Genomic DNA, 22,545 nt, shown 5'->3' with positions numbered 1-22,545 from the left:
CGGCGCATAAGCGGGGCGGCGTGGCACGACGACTATCGACCGTTTGTTGTGTCATTGCCGCGGCCTGCCTCGGGCTTGCCGTGAGCGGCATGACGGCATGGCTCGGCGCAACCGGCTTGCAGGATGCGCCGCGCGCGCAACAGGACGTTTGTGCGCGTCCCGAGCCCGGAAGCGCGATCGAGGAAGCTGCTGAATTGCGCAGCCGCGATGGCGTGCTCGAAACCGACCTCAGCATCCACGATCAGAAGCTGCCGGACGGCACGAGTCGTTATTGCTATCGGACATCGGACGGCAGGCCGTCGCCGACCTTGCGGCTGAAGCCGGGCGATCAGCTGGTCATTCATTTCAAGAACGACATCGTCGACCTCGATACCGCAACGCCTGCGATCGACCGCCCGCTCGCCGGCGCGCCGATCTGCACGACGCGAAAGCAGGCCGATGTTTGCGCGAGCGGCGCGATGACGACGATCTCGACCAACCTGCACTTCCACGGGCTGACGGTGCCGCCGGTCTGCCATCAGGATGACGTGCTGAAGACCTCGATCCAGCCCGACGACGCGCCGTTCGAATACCGCCTGCGCATTCCGGACGACGCACCGCCCGGCCTCTATTGGTATCACCCGCATCTGCACGGCTTCAGCAAGACGCAGGTGCTCGGCGGCGCGTCCGGCGCCATCATCATCGAAGGCATCGAGCGCGCCGATCCACAGCTCGCCGGCCTCTCCGAGCGCGTGCTCGTGATCCGCGACCAGGACCTCGTCAATCCCGACGCACCGCCGTCGAAATCCGAGCCGGTCATGACCAAGAGCCAGCTCGACAATGATGGCGACGTCGCCAACTCCGGCACCGGCTTCGGCAAGCCGTCGAAGGATCTCTCCGTCAACTTCGTGCCGGTGCCCTATCCCAACTATCCGCCGGCCCAGCTCAAGATGAAGCCCGGCGAGCGGCAGCTCTGGCGGGTGCTGAATGCGTCCGCGATCACCTATCTCAACCTCGCGCTGCTGGTCGGCCGTGCGCCACAGCAGATCGGGATCGTCGGGCTCGATGGCGTGCCGCTGCAATTCCAGGGCAGCCCATCGCCGTCGGTGCAATGGGTCAACCATATCGGCCTGCCGCCGGGCTCACGCGCCGAATTCATCGTCGAAGGACCGCCGGCCGGCAGCTCGGCCTTGCTGGTGACGCGCGCAGTCGATACCGGGCCGGCCGGCGAGAACGACCCCAACCGCGCGCTGGTCGCCATCACCGCCTCAGCCGATGCCGGCGAGCCGCAGGCCGTGCTGCCCGCTCGCGCCGAACCGCTTCCGAAACCGGAGCGGCCGTGGCTCGGGAACGTCGCGCCGGTGCGCGTCAGAAGGCTGTTCTTCTCCGAGCAGCCGGAGAACCCGAACGATCCGAACAGCCCGACCAAGTTCTTCATGACCCTCGACGGCGAGACGCCAAAACCGTTCGACCCGCAATCGGACATTCCCGACATCACCGTGAGGCAGGGCGACGTCGAGGACTGGATCATCGAGAACCGCTCGATGGAGCTGCATGATTTCCACATCCATCAGCTTCACTTCCAGCTCCGCGACTGGTCCGGCGTCGCAGTCAACGAGCCGTTCCTGCGCGATACCGTCAACATCCCCTACTACAACACCCGGATGCTGAAATATCCGAGCGTGCGTCTGCGCATGGATTTTCGCGATCCCAACATCGTCGGCACCTTCGTCTACCACTGCCATGTCCTCGAGCATGAGGACGGCGGCATGATGGGACGCATCAGGGTCGTGCCGCGCGACACCGCAAGTTCTACCAAGCCGCTCAACCAGCAAAAAGGAGAGCTCTAATGCGCCACAGGCACAAGTCACGTTGGCTGCAAGGTTGCCGCCTCACCCTCAGCGCGCTTGCGCTGGGTCAGTTCACCGCCGGCCCGGTGCTTGCACAGGACTGGGATCACCACGGCGGACACGAGACGCGATCGCCGATCAAGCACGTGATCGTCATCATCGGCGAGAACCGCAGCTTCGACCACGTGTTCGCGACCTACGTGCCTGAACGGCGCGACCAGAGCGTGTTCAACCTGCTTTCGCAAGGCATCGTCAAGCTCGATCACAACAAGAACGCGGTCCGCGGGCCGAATTTCGAGAAGGCGCATCAGCAGGCAGCGACCGATACCGGCCTGAACGATGCGTTCCTGCTGAGCCCGCCGAAGCAGAACTTCCCCAAGGATCAACTGCCGGCTCCGCTGGTCGGCGGCCCCAAGGTCTCCTACATCCCGAACAAATGCGGCAGCTCGCCGATCACCACCTGCGAGGCGTCGCTCGTGCTGGCGCAGCAGTCGGAATCCGGCCTGCCGTCCGAGTACTACCAGTTCCTGCTGTCCGGCGGCACCGGTCAGACCTCGCAGACCCCCGACCAGCGCATCAGCAATGTCAGTGCGCTGCCGGCCGGTCCGTTCCAGCTCACCAACAACGATGCGATGCCCTACGACTCCTATTCGGCAAGTCCGGTGCATCGCTTCTACCAGATGTGGCAGCAGCTGAACTGCAACCATTCGGCGGCCAGCCGCGACAATCCGTCGGGCTGCGGCGGCAATCTGTTCGCCTGGGTCGAAGTCACCGTCGGCGCCGGCGCCAACGGTGCGGCGCAGCCTTCGAACTTCTCCACGGAGTACTCGCCGACGGCGACGACCACGGGCGAAGGTTCGACGGCGCTCGGCTTCTACAACGTGCAGAAGGGTGATGTGCCCTACTTCACCTCGCTCGCGCAAAAATATGCGATGAGCGACAACTTCCACCAGTCCGTCAACGGCGGCACCGGCGCCAATCACATCATGTTCGGTCATGCCGACATGCTCTACTTCAGCGACACCTACGGCAACGCCGCGGTGCCGCCGAACGGCACGCAGGTGTTCGGCGGCACGCCCGACGCCGGCATCGTCCATGAAATCGAGAATCCGAATCCGGCTTCAGGCACCAACAACTGGTACACCGAGGACGGCTACGGCGCCGGCGGCAATGGCGGCTTCCCGCCGCCCTTCCAGACCAGCCCGGTGTCCGGCGGCGGCTCCTACAGCGACTGCTCGGATCCGGGTCAACCGGGCGTCAAGCCGATCCTGGACTATCTGAAGGGGATCCACATCAACCCGAACTGCGAGCCGGGGCACTATTATCTCTTGAACAACTACAATCCCGGCTATTTCGGCAACGGCAAGAACGCCTACACTGACACCAATCCGTCCAACACGCCGTTCACGATCCCGCCGTCGACCCGCAAGAGCATCGGCGACAGCCTGAACGAGCGGAACATCTCCTGGAAGTATTACGGCGACCAGTGGAACAACTACGTCAACGATCCCTACCAGCTCAACTGGGGCGTGGCCGGTCCGAACGCGGACGAGTACTGCAACATCTGCAATCCGTTCCAGTACGACACCTCGATCATGTCGCACCCGGACCAGGTCGCAGCCCACATCAAGGACTCGGTTGATCTCTACGCCGACCTCTCCAAGCACACGCTGCCGGCGGTCTCCATCGTCAAGCCGAGCGGCTTCACCGACGGTCACCCGTCATCCTCCAAGCTCAATCTGTTCGAAGGCTTCACCAAGAAGATCGTCGACCAGGTCCAGGCCTCGGACTATGCCAAGGACACCGCGATCTTCATCACCTTCGACGAAGGCGGCGGCTACTACGACTCCGGCTATGTGCAGCCGCTCGACTATTTCGGCGACGGCACCCGCATTCCGCTGATCGTGGTGTCGCCGTTCGCGCGTCACGGTCACATCTCGCATGAATATGCCGATCACGTCTCGATCATCAAATTCATCGAGCGGAACTGGCGCCTGGAGCCGATCACGAACCGCAGCCGCGACAACTTCCCGAACCCGGTTGCGGCGCCCGGCAATCCCTATGTTCCGGTCAACAGCCCGGCGCTCAGCGATCTGTTCGATTTCTTCGACTTCGACGACGGCGGCCATCATCATGGCGGCGGCTGGGATCATGACGGTGGCTGGGACCACTGACGACCGCGCCCTGCAAGACAAAAATCCGCCGGCCCGAAAGGCCGGCGGATTCATCTGTACCCGGCCCGGATGTCCATAGCCTGCGTGAGCCTGTAACGTGTCTGGCGACGTCGACCTCGCCGCCATGGAATCTCGCTCAATGACATCGATCACTTTCCGCCAGGCCCAGCCCGCCGACCTCCGGGCCATCATCGCCCTGCTTGCCAACGACCTCCTGGGTCGGCAACGCGAGGACCCGAACTCGCCGCCGAACCCGCGATATGTCGACGCATTCGATGCCATCCTCGCCGATCGCAACCAACTCCTGGCCGTGGCAACCCTGGACGAGGCGGTGATCGGGACCCTTCAACTCAGCTTCATTCCCGGAATGGCACGCCTGGGCGCCTGGCGCGGCCAGATCGAGGCAGTCCGGATTGCCGAGACGCACCGCAGCTCAGGCGTCGGGCAACGGATGTTCGAATGGGCGATCACGCAATGCAAAGCGAGAGGCTGCGATATCGTGCAGCTCACGACTGACAAGGCGCGCCCCGACGCGCACCGCTTCTATGAGCGGCTGGGATTCGTCGGCAGCCATATCGGTTACAAGCTGATGCTTTGACGGAATCGCCACACGGGGTTGCCGCATGAGCGACGGGCCAATGCGTCAACGCCCTCACGGCTTCTGATAGATCACCTGACCCGCACGGATCGTGGTGCTCACCTTCGCAAGATTCGCGACGTCGCGTAGCGGATCGCCGTCGAGCACCACGAGATCGGCGTCGAAGCCCTGCTCCACCCTGCCCTTCTTCGCGGCCTTGAAGAACCGCGCCGGATTGGTTGTCAGCGAGGCCAGCACCTGGCGTTCCGACAGCGCGCGGTGCATCAACTGGAATTCCTGCGTGGTGTCGTACAGCGTGGTGAAGCCGACATCGGTGCCGAACAGCACGGTGCCGCCATTGTCGGAGAACTGCTTGAGCTGGTTGACAGTCGCGGCCACCAGACGGTTGGTGACGTTGGGGTCGAGAACCACCGTCGTAAACAACGACAGCGTCGGGATCAGCGCGGTCCCCTGCGCCTTGAACCGCGCCAGCTGGTCATCCGTGTAGCTGCCCTCGCTGGGCGTCGTGTGCGCGAGCACGTCGACGTCGGCTGCGATCACCGTCTCGACGCCGATCTTGTTCTGCGGATGCGCGAACACCGGCCTGCCCTGCACATGAGCGACATCGACGGCTGCCTTGGCAATCGCCGGGTCCATGTTGATGATCGGCTTGTCGCCCATGAACGCGCCGGTGAACAGCTTGATGCCGTCCTCGCCCATCGCGAGCCAGTCGCGCGCCCACTTCGCCGCCTCCTCCGGGGTCGCGGCTTCGGGAAGCTGAATCTCGGGCGGCAGGTAGACGGGATGCCCGCCCTTGGGAAACACATTGCCGGCGAGCAGGATGGTGGGACCGGCGACCTCGCCTGCGGCGATGCGCTTGCGCAGCGGCAGCGTGTTTCGTGGATCGGAGCCGAGGTCCCAGACCGTGGTGAAGCCCCAGCGGGTCAGCATCTCCTGCATGTGCAGCGTCAGCGGCGCGGCGGGCGCCTCGCCGGCGAGGTGCCAGACATGGTCAGTGAAATGCACGTGGCTGTTCCAGAACCCGGCAACGACGGTCTTGCCGCTGCAATCGATCAGGCGCGCATCCGGAGGCACCGTGACATCGCCGGACTTGCCGACTGCGCTGATGACGCCGTCCGTGATCACGATCGTCGCATCCGGCAGCGCGTCTGCATCAGCCGATGCGTAAAGCGTGCCGCCCCGCAGCACCACGGTGTCGGCGCGTGCGGTCGCCGAGGCGACGGCCGAGCCAATCAGGAAAAGCACGACGCGTAGCCAGGTTCCGGTCATGGACAGCCTCTTTGATGGTTGCATGCCGGCGGTGCCCGGCGCGCGGCAACATAGCCGCAGCAGAGTGAGCTGCTTTGATCGTTCTTGCTGTCCGCAACGGATCTCGGAGGCGGCGTCCGCCGTCACTCCTCGGGTGCGTTCTCGATCGGGTCGAACCGGTCGGCCTCGAGCCCGAGCAGATTCCAGGATTGCAGCATGTGCGGCGGCAGCGGCGCGGTGGCATCGATCACGCCGCCGCGCGGGTGCGGGATCACGATGCGGCGGGCCAGCAGATGCAGCCGGTTCTGCAGGCCGCCCGGCAGCTGCCAGTTCTCCTTGTTGAAGTATTTGGGATCACCGACGATGGCGTGATCGATATGCGCCATGTGGGCGCGCAATTGATGGGTGCGGCCGGTCACCGGCTTGAGCGAGACCCAGGCGAGCTTCGTCGCCGAGGCCTCGACCACGGCATAGTAGGTCACGGCATGGCTGGCGCCCTCGTCGCCATGCGCCGCGATCCGCATGATGCTGTCCTCTTCGCTCTCCTCCTTGGCGAGATAGGTCGAGATCCGGCCCTGCTTCGGCTTCGGCACGCCGGCGACCAGCGCCCAATAGATCTTGCGCGCGGAGCGATGCCGGAACGAGCCGGTCAGGGCGGTCGCGGCGAAACGCGTCTTGGCGATCAGCAGGCAGCCCGAGGTCTCGCGGTCGAGCCGGTGCACCAGCCGCGGCTTCTGGCCCTTGGCGTCGCGCATCACCTCCAGCATGTCGTCGACATTGCGCGTGATGCCGGAGCCGCCCTGAACCGCCAGGCCTGCGGGCTTGTTCAGCACCATCACGTCGGCGTCCTCGAACAGGGTCATGTCCTTGAGGTCCTGGAGGGTCTTCCTGGCGGCTTCGGAGAGGCTCGCGGCCGCCTTCGGCGTATCGAGCCGCAGCGGCGGAATGCGGACGCTCTGCCCTTCTTCGAGCCGGTCCTTGCTGTCCGCACGCTTGCCGTTGACGCGCAACTCGCCCTTCCGAACGATGCGCTGGATGTGGGAAAACGACAGGCCGGGGAAACGCGCCTCGAGGAAGCGGTCGACGCGCATGTTGTCCTCGTCCGCCGTCACCACCACGGTCTGCACCTTGGTCGGCAGCGCCGGCGGCTCGGCGACGCGCTCCTCCGGCTCGGGCACGAATGGCTTGGGCGCCCGCTGCTTGTCGCCAAGGCGCACCGCCGCCGACTTGCCGCCCGCACGATGCGCCGGCCCCCGCTCGGCGGCCGGGCCGCGATGGGGACGCGCGCCTTTGGCGCGGTCGCCCGCTGGGCGGAGGGGTCTCTTGACGCGGCGGCTCATGGGGTTGCAACTCCGAAGTTAAGCCCGTGGGTAGCGCAAATGCCGCGAATCGTCACGGCGAAATCGGTACGAATCCGGCGCACCATCGGCCATGTTCGGCCGCAAGCGGCAAGCGGGCGCTGCCAAAATATCGAAAACAACCCCATGCAAAGTAGCCGGAGGCCGTCGGCGTGCGACCAAGCGACTTGACACGTCGGGCAACTCAGGGATACATTTCTAATATTCCGAAGTCACGCAAATCGCATATGGCATTTGCGGGCTTCTGCAACTTCCCTCGCCGCAGGCGGGAACGCCAACGCGCGTTATTTGTGGCCACGGCTGATCTCGTCTTGCGCTAGCTCCCGCCGCGCTCCTTGCGCAGCCTGTTCCAGTAATCCAGCCGCTTGCGGATCTCGCGCTCGAAGCCGCGGTCGGGCGGGTCGTAGAAGGTCTGCCGTCCCAGCGCTTCCGGGAAATAGTCCTGGCCGGAGAACGCGTCGGGCGCGTCGTGATCGTATTGATAGCCGGAGCCATAGCCTTCCGACTTCATCAGCTTGGTCGGCGAATTCAGGATGTGCTTCGGCGGCAGCAGCGAGCCGCCCTGCTTTGCGGTCTGCATCGCGGCGCCGAACGCGGTGTACACCGCGTTCGATTTCGGTGCGGTGGCGAGATAGACCACGGCTTGCGCGATCGCGAGCTCGCCCTCCGGCGAGCCCAGGAAATCATAGGCATCCTTGGCGGCGTTGCAGACCGCCAGTGCCTGCGGATCGGCGAGACCAATGTCCTCGACCGCCATGCGCACCACGCGCCGCGCCAGGAACAGCGGGTCCTCGCCGGCGTCGAGCATGCGCGCGAGATAATACAGCGCCGCGTCCGGATCGGAGCCGCGCACCGACTTGTGCAGCGCCGAGATCAGATTGTAGTGACCGTCGGCCGATTTGTCGTAGATCGGCGCGCGGCGTTGCAGGATGGCCTGCAACTGCTCGGCGTTGAACACCTCGCCCTCGCGCGCGGCGCGCCAGACCTCTTCGGCCAATGTCAGCGAGGCGCGGCCGTCGCCGTCGGCCATCCGCACCAGCACGGCGCGTGCCTCCGCATCGAGCGGCAGGGCCTTGCCCTCGATCTTCTCGGCATTGGCAAACAGCCGTTCGATCGCAGCCGTATCGAGCGAGTGAAACACCAGCACGCGGGCGCGCGACAGCAGCGCCGCGTTGAGCTCGAACGACGGGTTCTCGGTGGTGGCGCCGACCAGCACCACCGTGCCGTCCTCCATCACGGGCAGGAAGGAATCCTGCTGCGCGCGGTTGAACCTGTGCACCTCGTCGACGAACAGCAGCGTGCCCTTGCCGGTCTCGCGCCGGGCCCGCGCGGCATCGAACGCCTTCTTCAGATCGGCGACGCCGGAGAACACCGCGGAGATCTGCTCGAAATGCAGCTCGGTGGCGTCGGCGAGCAGCCGCGCCACCGTGGTCTTGCCGGTGCCGGGCGGTCCCCAGAACACCAGCGAGCCCAGCGTGCGCGTCTCCAGCATGCGGGTCAGCGCGCCGTCGGGGCCGAGGATGTGAGCCTGGCCGACGACATCGGCCAGCGTGCGCGGGCGCAGCCGGTCGGGCAGCGGGTGTGGCGCGTCCTGCTCCATCCCCGCCGCTGCGAACAGGTTGCTGGCCTCGCGCGGTCGCTTGGGACTCATCCGCCGAGTGTCACGTTGATCTGCTGGCCGCCGCGCACCAGCGTGATGCGCCAGACCCGCAACCCCGCCTTCGATATCTTGTCGAGGTCGCTCGTGCGCACGATCTTCTCATTGTTGACGGCGAGAATGATGTCACCCTTCTGGAAGCCGACATTGGCGGCGGTGCCATCATCGGCGAGATCGGTGACGACGACGCCCTCCGCGCCGGCGTCGAGATGCAGCTCATCGGCCAGCGCCGGCGAGATGTTGGCGACCTTGGCACCCTGGAACGGCGAACGCGCGGTCAGCACGATCTCGTCGCGGTTGGTGTCGGGCGCGGTCTCCAGCGGCACCGTGAGCTTCACCGGCTTGCCGGCGCGCTGCACCTCGATCTCGGCGTTGCCGCCGAGCGGTCGGGTCGCGAAGCGGTAGTCGAACGCGTTGGGATCGTCGATCGGCGTGCCATCGATCCCGACGATCAGGTCGGACAATTTGAGCCCGGCCTTCGCCGCCGGGCTGTTCGGCGCGACATTAGCGACCAGCGCGCCGGTCGGCAGTTTCAGCCCCAGCGTCTCGGCGATCTCCGGCGTCACCGCTTGCAGCCGCGCGCCGAGCCATGGCCGCTTCACAGCCTTGCCGCCGCTCTTGGCGGAGGCCACCACCACGCGCACCATGTTGGCGGGGATCGCGAAGCCGATGCCTTGCGAGCCGCCGGAGCGCGAGAAGATCGCGGTGTTGATCCCGGCGAGCCGTCCGGTCATGTCGACCAGCGCGCCGCCCGAATTGCCCGGATTGATCGCCGCGTCGGTCTGAATGAAGAATTGATAATCCGTGATCCCGACTTGGGTGCGCGCCAGCGCCGAGATGATGCCGTGCGTCACGGTCTGACCGACGCCGAACGGATTGCCGATCGCGAGCACGACGTCACCGACCTGCAGCTGATCCGAATTGGCGAAGTCGAGGGTCGCGAACTTCTCCCTGTTGGTCCCCTTCAGCCGCAGCACCGCGAGGTCGGTGCGACTGTCCTTCAGCACGATCTCGGCCTCGTATTCGCGCTTGTCGGCGAGCGAGACCTTGACCTGGTCGGCGCCCTCGATCACGTGATTGTTTGTGACCACGAGGCCGGACGCATCGACCATCACGCCGGAGCCGAGCGAGCGCTGCATCTGCTCGGGCTGCTGCCCCGGGACGCCGAAGAAGCGGCGGAAGATCGGATCGTCCAGGAACGGATTGCGGTTCTGCACCACCTTGGCGGCGTAGACATTGACCACCGCCGGCTGCACCCGCTGCACGATCGGCGCATAGGACAGCTGCAACTCGGCCTGCGAGGACGGCACGCGGCGGTCCTGGGCCGCGGCCGGGGACAGATTCCCTATGAAAGCCAATGTGCACAGAGCGGATATGGCAGCGCAGCGGACGGGTCGGAGCATTCTCACCTCTCGTGGAAACGCCGGAATATAGGCGTGTTCGCCGGGCAATTGAAGGGCGCCGGGGCGGATAACTGGCCCCCGCCGGACCGGTGCAAAACCGGCCGCAGCCGCGTTGAACCGCGTCGCCGAGCTCCTATGATGACTGTCATCTCACTGCGCCGCTCCGCCTGTTGCCTGCGGACAACAAGCGGAACTGCGATGCCTCGAAGCGCTGTCGTGCGTCAGTCACGATCAACTCCTAGGACGTTTCAGTGAGTGAGTGGGGAATTCAAACACAACAGGGGTGCACAATGGGTGCGACAAGAGTTGGTGCAATCGCCGTCGGGCTTGCGGGGGCACTCGCCGCCTCGCCGGCCTATTCGCAATCGGCCGGCGGCGGCAGCGACGCGGAGATCGCGCTGCTGAAGCAGCAGCTGAAGATGCTCGAGCAAAAGCTCGACAAGCTGCAGAAGCAGACCAACGCCAATACCGCGACCGCGGCCAGCGCAAATGCGAACGCGAAGGCGGCGGACGCCAAGGCCGCCCGCGTCGCAAGCGCCAACGCAGCCATTCCGGTCAAGGGACCGATCGCGCCGTCCGGCGTCGTGGTGACGATGCCGAACAACCGGCCGACGATCTGCACCGCGGACGAACAGAACTGCGTCGCGATCACGAGCCGCGTGCACTGGGATGTCGGCGGCTACGACTATCGTCCGAACACCGCAGCCACCTCGCCGCAGAAACTCGACAGCGGCGAGAACCTCCGCCGCGCGCGCATCGGCATCGTCGGCAAATTCTTCGGCGACTGGAATTACGCGCTGATCTATGACTTCGGCGGCTCGTCCGACGGCTTCGGCGGTACGGCACCGGGATCGCTTCCGGGCGGCGGCACCTCGGGCGTCGAGAACGCGTATCTGAGCTACACCGGCTTGAAGCCGTTCGGCGGCAAGATGGCGATCGAAGGCGGCATCATGGACCTGCTCTGGACCATGGACGAATCGACCAGCTCCAACGACATCCTGTTCATGGAGCGCGCCTCGGCCGGCATCATCGCGCAGAACGTCGCGGCCGGCGACTTCCGTTCCGCGATCGGCACCCGCTGGTGGAACGACCAGCTCTGGCTCGGCGGCTATGCTACAGGACCGACCACCGGCCAGATTCATTCGGCCTCCAGCGTCACCCCGGCCGGATCATCCGAGCAGTACGGCGCGGTGGTCCGCGTCGCCGGCAATCCGATCAGCGGCAAGGACTATTCGGTGCATATCGGCGCCGATGCCGAATGGCTGGTGCAGCCGCCGCGCAACCAGCTGACGCAGGCGCAGACGCTCACGCTGAGCGACCGGCCCGAGCTGCGCATCGATCCGACGACGCTGATCTCGACCGGTGCGATCGCCAACGTCTCCGGCGCCCAGGTCTACGGCGTCGAGGCGGCGGCGACCTACGGTCCGTTCATCGCGCAGGGCGAATACTACTGGTTCAATGTCGACCGCACCGCGAATACCGGGCTGCCGCCGTTCGGCGCGTCGAGCCTGAAATTCGACGGCGGATACGCGCAGGTCGGCTACGTGCTGACCGGCGAGAACCACGCCTACAATCCGGCCACGGCCTCCTATGGCGGTATCAAGCCGCACGATCCGTTCTCGCTCGCCGGCGGCGGCTGGGGCGCGTGGGAGATTGCGGGCCGCGTCAGCCAGATGAACCTCAACGACCAGGTCGGCCAGGCCGTCGGCGTCGCCGGCGGACGGCAGACCGTCTACACCGCGGCGCTGAACTGGTACGTCAACAACAACGTCCGCTTCATGCTGAACTACCTGCACGGCGACGTCGCTAAGCAGGCCTCGGCAACCTCGCCCGTGGATGCCGGTTCGAAGTTCGACGCCGTCGCGCTGCGCACGCAGGTCGCGTTCTGAGGCGATGTACCTCTCCCCAACGGGGAGAGGTCGAATTGCTAAGCAATTCGGGTGAGGGGTGCCGCTTGCTCGGTAGAGCGTAATCCCTCACCCGGATCGCATCTTGCGATGCGATCCGACCTCTCCCTCCGGGAGAGGTGAAGCGCGAACGCCCATCAGGCCGCGCGCTTCTTCTTCGCCACGACGTCCGGCGCCGGCGCGCAGGATAGCCGCTCCTGATGGCCCTCGCCCCAGGCTTTCAGAATATCGATCACCGGACGCAGGCTCTCGCCGAGTTCGGACAGCGTGTATTCGACCCGCGGCGGCACCTCGGCATAGACCTTGCGGATCACGAGGCCGTCGTCCTCCAGCGCCCGCAGTTGCTTGGTCAGCATGCGCTGAGTGATGCCGGGCATCCGCCGCCTGAGCTCGCCGAAGCGCTGGGTGCCGGCTTGCAGGTGATACAGGATCACGCCCTTCCATTTGCCGTCGATCAGGTCGAGTGCCGCCTCGACCGCGCAGCCCGGCCGGCGCGCGAAATTCTTCCGTTTCATCCGGTATTTTCCCAATAGTATACAAACAGGGACTAGTTCCCTGTTTTTACAGTACTTGCCAAATGGACGCCAGCGCGACAGGTAAGACCGCAGGCAACCGCCCACCACGGAGACCAGGCATGAAGGCCGTCGGATACCAAAAATCGCTGCCGATCGAGGCGGCGGATTCGCTCGTCGATTTCGAGATCGCCAAGCCCGAACCGAAGGGACGCGACGTCAGAGTCGCGGTGAAGGCCATCTCGGCCAACCCGGTGGACTACAAGGTGCGCAAGCGCGCGGCGCCGACCGACGGCGGCTACAAGATCCTCGGCTTCGACGCGGCCGGCGTGGTCGACGCGGTCGGGCCCGACGTCTCGCTGTTCAAGCCCGGCGACGAGGTGTTCTACGCCGGCTCGATCCTGCGCCAGGGCACCAATTCGGAATTTCACCTGGTCGACGAGCGCATCGTCGGCAACAAGCCCACCTCGCTGTCATTTGCGCAGGCCGCCGCCCTGCCCCTGACCTCGATCACCGCCTGGGAGCTGCTGTTCGATCGGCTCGGCGCGGTGCCCGGCAAGAGCCTCGATCCGCGCACGCTGCTGATCACCGGCGGCGCCGGCGGCGTCGGCTCGATCCTGATCCAGCTGGCGCGCCGCCTCACCGGGCTGACCGTGGTTGCGACCGCAACGCGGCCGGAGTCCCAGAAGTGGTGCCGCGATCTCGGCGCGCATGCGGTGATCGATCACTCGCAGCCGATGAAGGAGCAGATCGAGAAATTGAAGCTGCCGCCGGTGGGCCTCGTCGCCAGCCTCACCTTTACCGACCAGCACTACAAGTCGATCGCCGACTTCATCGCGCCGCAAGGCAAGTTCGGCCTGATCGACGATCCCGCCGAATTCAACGTCGCCGTGTTCAAGGGCAAGGCGGTCTCGGTGCATTGGGAATCGATGTTCACGCGCTCCTCGTTCCAGACGCCCGACATGATCGCGCAGCATCACCTGCTCAATGACGTTGCCGACCTCCTCGACAAGGGCGTGCTGCGCACCACGCTCGACCAGACCTTCGGCACCATCAACGCCGCCAATCTCAAGCGCGCCCACGCACTGCTGGAAAGCGGCAAGTCGCGCGGCAAGATCGTGCTGGAAGGCTGGTAACTCCACTGCGGCGGGGACTGGGCCTAATGCGTCACGGTTCTGTCTCCGTCGTCATTGCGAGGAGCGATAGCGACGAAGCAATCCATCCAACCGCGTTTGCGGGCAGATGGATTGCTTCGCTTCGCTCGCAATGACGGCTGGATTCGCTTACCGCCACAGGATCTGTGAAGAAACGGCAGCAACGGGGTAAGAGCAGCTAAACCTTCCTACGCACCTCTCGAGATATCCCCACTGGCCGATGCATGGCTTTGCCAAAGCCACGGCATCGCCTGTATGATTTGCGCAACGATCACCCCGTCCTCAATTCGGCCGCGCGAGACGCGGCCGGAACGGTGGTGACGCCCACGGGGATGGGAGGAAACCGATGAGTTTACTCACGGCCGATCCGTCGCGGATCGATCCGGAGTGGATGACGCGGGCGCTGCGCGCAGCCGGTGTGATCGACCAGGCCAGGGTCGTCGATCTCGTCTGCAAGCCGATCGGCAATGGCCTTGTCGGCGACAGCTATCGATTTCACCTGACCTATGACGGCGATGAACCGAACGCACCCGCGAGCGTCGTCGGCAAATTCCCCGCAGCGGATCCCGACAGCCGCCGCTCCGGTTCCGCGCACACGCTCTATGTCCGCGAGGTCGCGTTCTATCGCGAGCTGGCGGCCACGGTCGCCATTCATACCCCGCGGCCGATCCTCGCCGAGATCGATCCGGCGACCGACGACTTCACGCTGATCCTGGAGGATCTGGCACCCGCACGCCCGGGTGATCAGCTCGCCGGATGCGCGATCACCGACTGCCTGACCGCGATGCGCGAGGCCGCCGCGCTGCATGCACCGCGATGGAACGATCCGACGCTCGACACCGTGCATTGCTTCACGGTTGCCGCAAGCCGACGCAAGGACCTTCGCGCGGTGCTGCCCGGCATCATCGATCACTACAAGGAGCGCTATCACGGCGTGATCGAGCCGGAATTCCTCGATCTGATCGACCGGCTTCCGGACGCGATCCCGCGCTACCAGTCTGATCGATCCGTGCCGCGAACCCTGCAGCATGCAGACTTCCGGCTCGACAACGTGCTGTTCGAGGTGCGCGGCAACAGCCGCCCGATGGCGACGCTGGACTGGCAGACGCTGACGGTGGGGCCTGGCCTCGTCGACGTCGCCTATTTCCTGTCGGCCGGCATCGACCCAATCGAGCGGCGGCTTCATGAAGCCGATCTGGTCCGGTTCTATCATTCCGAGCTGATCCGCCGCGGCGTGCGGGACTATGGCTGGGACCAGTGCTGGCGGGATTACCGGCGCTACACCCTGCATGGCATCATGATGGGCGTCGTCTCCGCGCTCAGCGTGCAGCGCTCCGAGCGCGGCGATGCACTGTTCCTGAAAATGACCCGCGGCGCCTGCGCGCAAGCGCTGGACCACGGCAGTTTTTCATACTGGCAGGAATGAGGATCATCGAAAGGGATCGGCGTGCTTAATAAACTGGACGACTTCCCCATCCACCAGACGCCGGAGCCGATCGCGGTTCCCGCGACCAGCGACCGCAACGTGTATGACCGGACCTGGTTCAATGGCTACACCGCCGACGGCGCGTATTATTTCGGCATCGGGATGGCGATCTACCCGCATCGCAGGATCCTCGACTGCGCCTTCAGCGTCGTAGAGCGCGGCGGGCTTCAGCATTGCTTCTACGGCTCGCGGCGGGCGCCGCTCGAACGCACCGAGATGCAGGTCGGCCCGTTCAGGCTCGAGGTCATCGAGCCGATGCTGCGGACCCGCGTCGTGCTCGACGACAATGCGACGGGCCTTTCCTGCGACCTGACCTTCTCCGCGCGCACGGCGGCGATCCAGGAAGCGCGCCAGACGCTCTGGTCGGGCGACCGCCGCGCGATGGATTCGACCCGGTTCGACCAGTTCGGCCGCTGGAGCGGCATCGTGCGTCACCCGGACGGCGAGATCAAGGTCGACGATCGCACGTGCTACGGCACCAAGGATCGCTCCTGGGGCGTTCGCAATGTCGGCGAACGCGACATCGGCGGCGCGCCGATGCCGTTGCCGAGCGTGTTCTTCCTGTGGGCGCCGCTGGTCTGGGACGACCACATCTCGCACGCCATCTTCTTCGACGGGACGCATGGCGAAGCGCTGGTCCGCGAAGGCATCACCGCGCCGCTCTACCGGAGCGAGGCCGAGATCCCCGGCGTCGTCGACGGGCTCGACCGCCGCATGGCGACCGCGCGGCACCGCGTCAAATACGTGCCGAACACGCGGCTCGCGCAATCGGCCGAAATCGACCTGGTCGACATCGACGGCCACACCACGACCATCGCACTCGACCCGATCCTCAAATTCCAGATGAAGGGCCTCGGCTACGGCCATCCGCAATGGGGCCAGGGCATGTGGAAGGGCGAGCTCGAGATCGGCGGCGAAACGTTCGATCCTGCAACGCTCGACCCGCTCGCCCGCGAGAACGTGCACGTGCAGCAGGTGGTGCGCGCCCGCCAGGGTGACCGGGCGGGAATTGGGGCACTCGAGCAGATCTGCTTCGGCCCCTACCGTCCGGCCGGCTTCAGCGAGTTCCTGGACGGCGCCAAGGGTTAGTCTGGCGGCATGCCTTCGACGAAGATCAGCCGGCGGTCCAATGCCGTCTGTCGATGCCTGAGCGCCTCGGCATATTCCGGTGACGCGTACCACTCGCGCAGACGCGCCATGGTCGGAAATTCGACGATGACGATCGCGTTCGGCGGCGGACCGCCCTCGACCAGTTCGGCGGCGCCGCCGCGGACGACGTAACGGCCGCCGTACTGTTCAATGGTCTTCGCCGCCTGCGTGCGATAGGCCGCGAACGCGGCAGCATCCCGCATCTCGACCTCCGAGATCACATAGGCCGGCATGCCGCCTCACGCGATCGTATTGACGATGCCACCCTCGGCGCGCAGCGCGGCGCCGTTGGTCGCGGAGGCCTGCTTGGAGCAGACATAGACCACGAGGTTGGCGATCTCCTCGGTGCTGGCAAAGCGCTGCAGCAGCGAGGTCGGCCGGTGCTGCTTGACGAAATTGGAAGCCGCCTCCTCGAGCGACTGGCCGTTCTGCCTGGCGAGATCCTTGACGAAGGTTTCGACGCCCTCCGACATGGTCGGTCCGGGCAACACCGAGTTGACGGTCACGGCGGTGCCCTTGGTCAGCTCCGCGAGGCCGCGCGCGATCGCGAGCTGTGCGGTCTTGGTCATGCCGTAGTGGATCATCTCGGTCGGGATGTTGAGCCCGGATTCCGAGGAGATGAAGACGATGCGGCCCCAGTTGCGCTTCAGCATGCCCTGCATGTAGCCGCGCGACAGCCGTACGCCCGACATCACGTTGACCTCGTAGAAGCGGCTCCAGTCCGCGTCGGGAATGTCGAAGAACGGCTTCGGCTCGAAGATGCCGGCATTGTTGACGAGGATGTCGACCTCGGGCAGCGCCGCAAGCAGCGCTTCGCAACCGGCCGCTGTCGAGACGTCCGCGGCGATGCCGCGGACCTTGGCGCCGGGTACCGCCTTGCCGATCGCGGCAACCGCCGCATCGACCTTGGCCTGGCCGCGACCGTTGATGACGACATCGGCGCCGGTTCCCGCCAGTCCCTTTGCGATCGCATTGCCGATACCTGCCGTCGAGCCGGTCACCAGCGCAGTCTTTCCGGAAAGATCGATTTTCATGAGAAGTCTCCCGTCAGTCGTACCGGACATATTTGGATGCGCGTCCCGCGGATGCAACCGCGGAGTACGACGTCACGGCGGTGCGGACGACATCTCAGCACCGGCAGCTGCGAAAGACAATCATGTCGCGCTGATGACGCATTGAGCGCGGTGCGCATTTGCGTTGCGGGTCAAATTGCCACGAGCAATCATGGTTGATGGATCGTCTCGCCGGGCTTCATCCAATCTTCACATGAAACATCGCGCCCACGTGGATTGCTTTCACACATTGTCAATTCGCGGCCGCTAAGCGTCGCCGCAAACAGCCCGGGCGTGCCTGGGCTGTTGTGTTGGCAACCGGACGCGCCAGTCTGTTCATAACGACGCCCGGAGCCCTGCGACTGACAGGAATGCATCAGATGTTCGTGATCTCCAGGATGAAGCCGCTTGCCGCGTTTATCCTGAAACGATTTCGCCCCAGCCTCAAAAGCCAGATCGCGATGCTCGGGATTGGCGGCGTCGCCATCATCAGCGTCACCTGCCTCGGCGGCCTCAACTACGCTGCTCGTATTCAACGCGAGTCGAACGACAGCATGCGCTTCAGGGCCCAGCTGTCCGAGCTCTCGGACGGCTTCCTGGAAACGCAGCAAATCGCGACCAGATTCCTGAAGTCGCGCGACGAAGCACTGGCGAAGAAGCTTTCCGGTCGCGTCGCCGACGAGATCGCTTTGCTCGACCAGCTCGAAGCATTTGCCGCGACTGTGCCCGACGGTGATCCGATCCGGCAAGTCACCTCGCTGCGGAGCGGAATCAACCTCTATGCGACGCGCTTCCAGAATATCGTCGGCGCCCAGCGTATCCTCGGCCTGAATCCGAATGACGGCTTGCAGGGCAAGCTGCGCAGCGCGGTCCAGCAATTCGAAACCAAGGTCCAACAGGTCGATCAGCCGCAGCTGACCGTGCTCCTGCTGACGATGCGCCGTCTCGAAAAGGATTTTGCGCTGAGCGGCGAGGAACGGTTTGGCGACCAGCTCAATGACAGGGAATCCGAGTTCGAAACCGCCCTGGCGGCGTCCGCGGTGCCGGCGGATCGGAAGGGCGAATTGCTCGGTCTTGCCCGCGCCTACAAGCTCGCCTTCGCCGGTTTCCTGGTTTCGCGTCAGACGCTCGACGACCAGCTCGACGACCTGTCGCAGATCTTCGACCGCACCCGGCCGGCGCTGGTCAAGGTCGCTGACGCCGCCAACATCCGCGCCGAGCTCGCACAGCACAGGGCCGACGCGTTCAGGCAGACCTTCAGCTGGCTGATCGGGATCGTTGCGTTCGTGCTGACGCTGTCTGCGATTCTGTTCGGCCGGCGCGTCGCTGGCCTGATCAGCCGGATGAGTGCGGCGATGCGGCAATTGGCCGAAGGACAATTCGACGTCGTCCTGCCCGGCCTCGAGCGCACCGACGAGATCGGCGGCATGGCGCGGGCGGTCGAGCGCTTCAAGACCAGGGCGCAGGACAAGGCGCGCGCCGAGCTCGACGCCCGGCTCGAGGAAGACCGCCGCACGGCCGAGCGGCATAAGACCGAACTGGCACGGCTCGCGGCAGCGTTCGAGGCCAGCGCCGGCAGCGTCATCGCGACGGTTTCGGCGGCGTCCGAAGAGCTCGCGGCTTCCGCCCGCGATCTGAGCGACACCGCCCATCACACGCAGGATCTGTCCGCCAATGTCGCAGCCGCCTCCGAGGAGGCCTCGGACAATGTCCGGCGGGTTGCGGCAGCGACCGAACAGATGATGGCATCGGCTTCCGAGATCGGGCGCCGGGTCGGCGAATCCGCCGACATCGCCAGCGAAGCCGTCGCGCAGGCGCAGCAGACCGACGAGCGGATGGCGCAGCTCGCATCCGCCGCCGACCGCATCGGCAACGTGGTGCAGCTGATCGCAACCATCGCGCGGCAGACCAATTTGCTCGCGCTCAACGCGACGATCGAGGCCGCACGGGCCGGCAAGGCCGGCTCCGGCTTCGCCGTGGTCGCGCAGGAGGTCAAGACGCTCGCCAGGCAGACCGCGGAGGCCACCGAGGACATTCGCGCCCAGATCGCGGATATCCAGGCCGCCACGCGGGAGTCCGCCGGCGCGATCAGCGATATCACCGGCACCATCCTGCGCATCTCGCAGATCGCCTCCGACGTCACCAAAGCGATCGATGCGCAAGGCGGCGCGACACGGAGCATCGCGCAGAACGTTCAGATCGCCTCGGAGCGAACTGCGCAAGTGGCGGTCAACATCGGCCAGGTGGCGAGCGGCGCATCCAGGACCGGCAGCGCCTCATCCCAGGTGCTGAGCTCCTCGCGGCTGCTGTCGGACGGCAACAGCCGCCTGAAGCAGGAGCTCGACAACTTCATCGCCACCATCCGCGCGGGCTAGCCCGACAAAAAAACGGCGCCCGAAGGCGCCGTTTTCAAAACCTTGGCTCAAGCGCGGCTTACGCCGCTTCGGCTTCCTTGTCCTGGGCGGGACCGGAGTCCTGGCCCTTGGCGTCGACGTCGCGGTCGACGAACTCGATCACGGCCATCGCCGCGTTGTCGCCGTAGCGGAAGCCGGCCTTGATGATGCGGGTGTAGCCGCCCTGGCGGTCCTTGTAGCGGGTCGCCAGCGTGTCGAACAGCTTCTTGACCTGATCCTGGTCGCGCAGCTCCGAGATCGCCTGGCGGCGCAGGGCGAGACCGCCCTTCTTGCCGAGGGTGACGAGCTTCTCGACGATCGGCCGCAGCTCCTTGGCCTTCGGCAGCGTGGTGACGATCTGCTCGTGCTTGATCAGCGCGGCCGCCATGTTGGCGAACATCGCACGCCGATGCTCGGCGGTGCGGTTGAGCTTCCGATGAACCTTGCCGTGACGCATTGTCTATTCCTTACTTTGTAATCTGCCGCGACGGTTCGTCGGACATGTTGCTCAGGTGGGCCTGCCTGCGTTCGCCCGTTAGAATCATGGCCGGGAGAGCCCGGCCATGATGATTGATGCGGATCAGTAGTGATCCTCGAAGCGCTTGGCGAGCTCGTCGATGTTCTCCGGCGGCCAGCCCGGCACTTCCATGCCGAGGTGCAGACCCATCTGGGCCAGCACTTCCTTGATCTCGTTCAGCGACTTGCGGCCGAAGTTCGGGGTGCGGAGCATTTCCGCCTCCGACTTCTGCACGAGATCGCCGATGTAGACGATATTGTCGTTCTTCAGGCAGTTTGCCGAACGCACCGACAGCTCGAGCTCGTCGACCTTCTTGAGGAACGCCGGGTTGAACGCGAGATCGGGGATGATCTCCTGCGTGACTTCCTTGCGCGGCTCTTCGAAGTTGACGAACACGTTGAGCTGATCCTGCAGGATGCGCGCGGCATAGGCCACCGCGTCCTCCGGCGTGATCGCGCCGTTGGTCTCGATCGTCATGGTCAGCTTGTCGTAGTCGAGGATCTGACCCTCACGGGTGTTCTCGACCTTGTAGGAGACCTTGCGGACCGGCGAGAACAGGCTGTCGACCGGGATCAGGCCGATCGGCGCATCCTCAGGCCGGTTGCGCTCGGCGGCGACATAGCCCTTGCCGGTCGTGACCGTGAACTCCATGCGGATCTCGGCGCCGTCGTCCAGCGTGCAGAGCTGCAGGTCGGGGTTGAGCACGGTGACGTCGCCGACGGTCTGGATGTCGCCGGCGGTGACAGCGCCCGGGCCCTGCTTCTTCACGACCATGCGCTTCGGGCCTTCGCCCTGCATCTTGATCGAGATGTCCTTGATGTTGAGGACGATGTCGGTGACGTCTTCACGGACACCGGCGATCGAGGAGAACTCGTGGAGCACACCGTCGATATGCACCGACTGCACCGCCGCGCCCTGCAGCGAGGACAGCAGGATACGGCGCAGCGCGTTGCCGAGCGTCTGGCCGAAGCCGCGCTCGAGCGGCTCGGCGACCACGGTGGCGAACCGGCTCGCGTCCGAGCCCGGCGTCACCTGCAGCTTGTTCGGTCGAATGAGTTCTTGCCAATTTTTCTGGATCGTCACTTGTTCACCCATGTGCCAGTCGCAGGGCCCGTCGAATGGCCGAACCTGGCGTTGGAGATCGCGGAACAGTCCGCGCGGTCAATTCCAAAAACCATCGCAGGGCGGCCGGAAGCCGCCCGCGACTCACAGATCAAACGCGCCGACGCTTGCGCGGACGGCAGCCATTGTGCGGGATCGTGGTCACGTCGCGGATCGAGGTGACCGTGAAGCCCGCAGCCTGCAGCGCACGGAGCGCCGACTCACGGCCCGAACCGGGGCCAGCCACCTCAACCTCCAGCGTGCGCATACCGTGTTCCTGCGCCTTCTTGGAGACGTCTTCGGCCGCGACCTGCGCGGCATAGGGGGTCGACTTGCGCGAGCCCTTGAAGCCCATCGTGCCGGCCGACGACCAGGCGATGGTGTTGCCCTGCGCGTCGGTGATGGTGATGGTCGTGTTGTTGAACGACGAATTCACGTGCGCGATGCCGGAGGCGATGTTCTTGCGTTCGCGGCGGCGTACGCGGGTGGCTTCCTTGCCCATTTCAAACCTTTCCTGTGATCTCAACGCCGCCGTAGTGCCAGCGGCTACACCTCAAAACGCAAATGGCGAGCAGCGAATTTCGATTCGCTACCCCCCACCTGCAATTCGCAAAACTTACTTCTTCTTGCCGGCGATCGCCTTGGCCGGCCCCTTGCGCGTACGCGCATTGGTGTGGGTGCGCTGGCCGCGCACCGGCAGACCGCGGCGATGACGCAGGCCGCGATAGCAGCCGAGATCCATCAGCCGCTTGATATTGATGCCGACCTCACGACGGAGATCGCCCTCGACCAGATAGTCGCGGTCGATGACTTCGCGGATCTGCAGGACCTCTTGGTCGGTCAACTGGTTGACGCGACGGTCCGCGGGGATCTTGACCTTCTCGATGATGTCGGCCGCATTCTTCTGGCCGATACCATGGATGTACTGAAGCGCGATCAGGACGCGCTTGTTGGTAGGAATGTTGACGCCGGCAATACGGGCCACGGACTTCTCTCCTGTCGCCGAT

19 protein-coding genes are annotated in these 22,545 nt (G+C 65.2%); 8 read left to right on the top strand and 11 right to left on the bottom strand.

The features are described from left to right. The first annotated feature begins 89 nt into the window (after positions 1 to 89). From ACVISU_RS38555 to ACVISU_RS38545, 3 genes are all read left to right on the top strand, one after another. A complete protein-coding gene (locus ACVISU_RS38555; protein ID WP_456710426.1) occupies positions 90 to 1,829 on the top strand; it encodes a multicopper oxidase family protein in 1,740 nt (579 codons plus the stop codon). Further along, a complete protein-coding gene (locus tag ACVISU_RS38550) occupies positions 1,829 to 4,003 on the top strand; it encodes an alkaline phosphatase family protein (RefSeq protein WP_456710425.1) in 2,175 nt (724 codons plus the stop codon). Before ACVISU_RS38555 ends, ACVISU_RS38550 begins: the two co-directional genes overlap by 1 nt. A 139-nt stretch (positions 4,004 to 4,142) precedes the next feature. Further along, positions 4,143 to 4,601, top strand: coding sequence for an N-acetyltransferase family protein (locus ACVISU_RS38545; protein ID WP_456710424.1), 459 nt, complete (start codon positions 4,143 to 4,145; stop codon positions 4,599 to 4,601). Between the two features lie 54 nt (positions 4,602 to 4,655). On the opposite strand, the gene ACVISU_RS38540 is transcribed toward ACVISU_RS38545, so the two are convergent. The 4 genes from ACVISU_RS38540 to ACVISU_RS38525 all read right to left on the bottom strand — a co-directional run bounded on the left by ACVISU_RS38540 (position 4,656) and on the right by ACVISU_RS38525 (position 10,267). Then, on the bottom strand, positions 4,656 to 5,870 hold the full coding sequence (locus tag ACVISU_RS38540; RefSeq protein WP_456710423.1) for an amidohydrolase family protein: 1,215 nt from the start codon (positions 5,868 to 5,870) through the stop codon (positions 4,656 to 4,658). A gap of 122 nt (positions 5,871 to 5,992) precedes the next feature. Then, complete coding sequence (locus ACVISU_RS38535; protein ID WP_050402270.1) at positions 5,993 to 7,189, bottom strand: RluA family pseudouridine synthase; 1,197 nt, start codon at positions 7,187 to 7,189, stop codon at positions 5,993 to 5,995. A 334-nt stretch (positions 7,190 to 7,523) separates the two neighbouring features. Continuing rightward, positions 7,524 to 8,858, bottom strand: a complete 1,335-nt coding sequence (locus ACVISU_RS38530; protein WP_456710422.1) for a replication-associated recombination protein A — start codon at positions 8,856 to 8,858, stop codon at positions 7,524 to 7,526. Then, complete coding sequence (locus tag ACVISU_RS38525) at positions 8,855 to 10,267, bottom strand: DegQ family serine endoprotease (protein ID WP_050402268.1); 1,413 nt, start codon at positions 10,265 to 10,267, stop codon at positions 8,855 to 8,857. Before ACVISU_RS38525 ends, ACVISU_RS38530 begins: the two co-directional genes overlap by 4 nt. 290 nt (positions 10,268 to 10,557) lie before the next feature. On the opposite strand from ACVISU_RS38525, the gene ACVISU_RS38520 reads away from it, so the two are divergent. After that, positions 10,558 to 12,156, top strand: a complete 1,599-nt coding sequence (locus ACVISU_RS38520) for an OprO/OprP family phosphate-selective porin (protein ID WP_456710421.1) — start codon at positions 10,558 to 10,560, stop codon at positions 12,154 to 12,156. Positions 12,157 to 12,311: 155 nt separating this feature from the next. On the opposite strand, the gene ACVISU_RS38515 is transcribed toward ACVISU_RS38520, so the two are convergent. Next, positions 12,312 to 12,689: a winged helix-turn-helix transcriptional regulator gene (locus tag ACVISU_RS38515; RefSeq protein ID WP_050402266.1), complete on the bottom strand. Its 378-nt coding sequence runs from the start codon at positions 12,687 to 12,689 to the stop codon at positions 12,312 to 12,314. 119 nt (positions 12,690 to 12,808) lie between these two features. Between ACVISU_RS38515 and ACVISU_RS38510 the strand changes: the two genes are divergently transcribed. From ACVISU_RS38510 to ACVISU_RS38500, 3 genes are all read left to right on the top strand, one after another. After that, complete coding sequence (locus ACVISU_RS38510) at positions 12,809 to 13,822, top strand: zinc-binding alcohol dehydrogenase family protein (protein ID WP_456710420.1); 1,014 nt, start codon at positions 12,809 to 12,811, stop codon at positions 13,820 to 13,822. 364 nt (positions 13,823 to 14,186) lie between these two features. Further along, positions 14,187 to 15,266 carry a phosphotransferase family protein gene (locus ACVISU_RS38505; protein WP_456710419.1) on the top strand — a complete coding sequence of 360 codons (1,080 nt, stop codon included), beginning with the start codon at positions 14,187 to 14,189 and terminating at the stop codon, positions 15,264 to 15,266. Positions 15,267 to 15,287: 21 nt separating this feature from the next. Beyond that, a complete protein-coding gene (locus ACVISU_RS38500) occupies positions 15,288 to 16,415 on the top strand; it encodes a hypothetical protein (protein WP_456710418.1) in 1,128 nt (375 codons plus the stop codon). Here the strand turns inward: ACVISU_RS38500 and ACVISU_RS38495 are convergent. Together ACVISU_RS38495 and ACVISU_RS38490 are read right to left on the bottom strand one after the other, a co-directional pair. Beyond that, positions 16,412 to 16,708, bottom strand: a complete 297-nt coding sequence (locus ACVISU_RS38495; protein ID WP_456710417.1) for a DUF1330 domain-containing protein — start codon at positions 16,706 to 16,708, stop codon at positions 16,412 to 16,414. The genes ACVISU_RS38500 and ACVISU_RS38495 overlap by 4 nt on opposite strands. Before the next feature lie 6 nt (positions 16,709 to 16,714). Further along, positions 16,715 to 17,509 carry an SDR family NAD(P)-dependent oxidoreductase gene (locus ACVISU_RS38490; RefSeq protein WP_456710416.1) on the bottom strand — a complete coding sequence of 265 codons (795 nt, stop codon included), beginning with the start codon at positions 17,507 to 17,509 and terminating at the stop codon, positions 16,715 to 16,717. 398 nt (positions 17,510 to 17,907) lie between these two features. Here ACVISU_RS38490 and ACVISU_RS38485 point away from each other — a divergent pair, with 398 nt between their 5' ends. Next, entirely contained in the window at positions 17,908 to 19,902 is a 1,995-nt protein-coding gene (locus tag ACVISU_RS38485) for a methyl-accepting chemotaxis protein (RefSeq protein WP_456710415.1), read from the top strand. 58 nt (positions 19,903 to 19,960) lie between these two features. Here the strand turns inward: ACVISU_RS38485 and rplQ are convergent, their stop codons facing one another. The 4 genes from rplQ to rpsM all read right to left on the bottom strand — a co-directional run bounded on the left by rplQ (position 19,961) and on the right by rpsM (position 22,523). After that, positions 19,961 to 20,377, bottom strand: a complete 417-nt coding sequence (rplQ, locus tag ACVISU_RS38480) for a 50S ribosomal protein L17 (RefSeq protein WP_021081645.1) — start codon at positions 20,375 to 20,377, stop codon at positions 19,961 to 19,963. A 123-nt stretch (positions 20,378 to 20,500) separates the two neighbouring features. Next, a complete protein-coding gene (locus tag ACVISU_RS38475) occupies positions 20,501 to 21,532 on the bottom strand; it encodes a DNA-directed RNA polymerase subunit alpha (protein WP_050402259.1) in 1,032 nt (343 codons plus the stop codon). Between the two features lie 118 nt (positions 21,533 to 21,650). Further along, positions 21,651 to 22,040 carry a 30S ribosomal protein S11 gene (rpsK, locus tag ACVISU_RS38470; RefSeq protein WP_006021048.1) on the bottom strand — a complete coding sequence of 130 codons (390 nt, stop codon included), beginning with the start codon at positions 22,038 to 22,040 and terminating at the stop codon, positions 21,651 to 21,653. Between the two features lie 114 nt (positions 22,041 to 22,154). Then, complete coding sequence (gene rpsM, locus ACVISU_RS38465; RefSeq protein ID WP_050402258.1) at positions 22,155 to 22,523, bottom strand: 30S ribosomal protein S13; 369 nt, start codon at positions 22,521 to 22,523, stop codon at positions 22,155 to 22,157. Positions 22,524 to 22,545 lie beyond the last annotated feature (22 nt).

This window comes from Bradyrhizobium sp. USDA 4452 (genome assembly GCF_054063575.1).
This window is presented reverse-complemented; position numbering and strand designations above follow the sequence as displayed.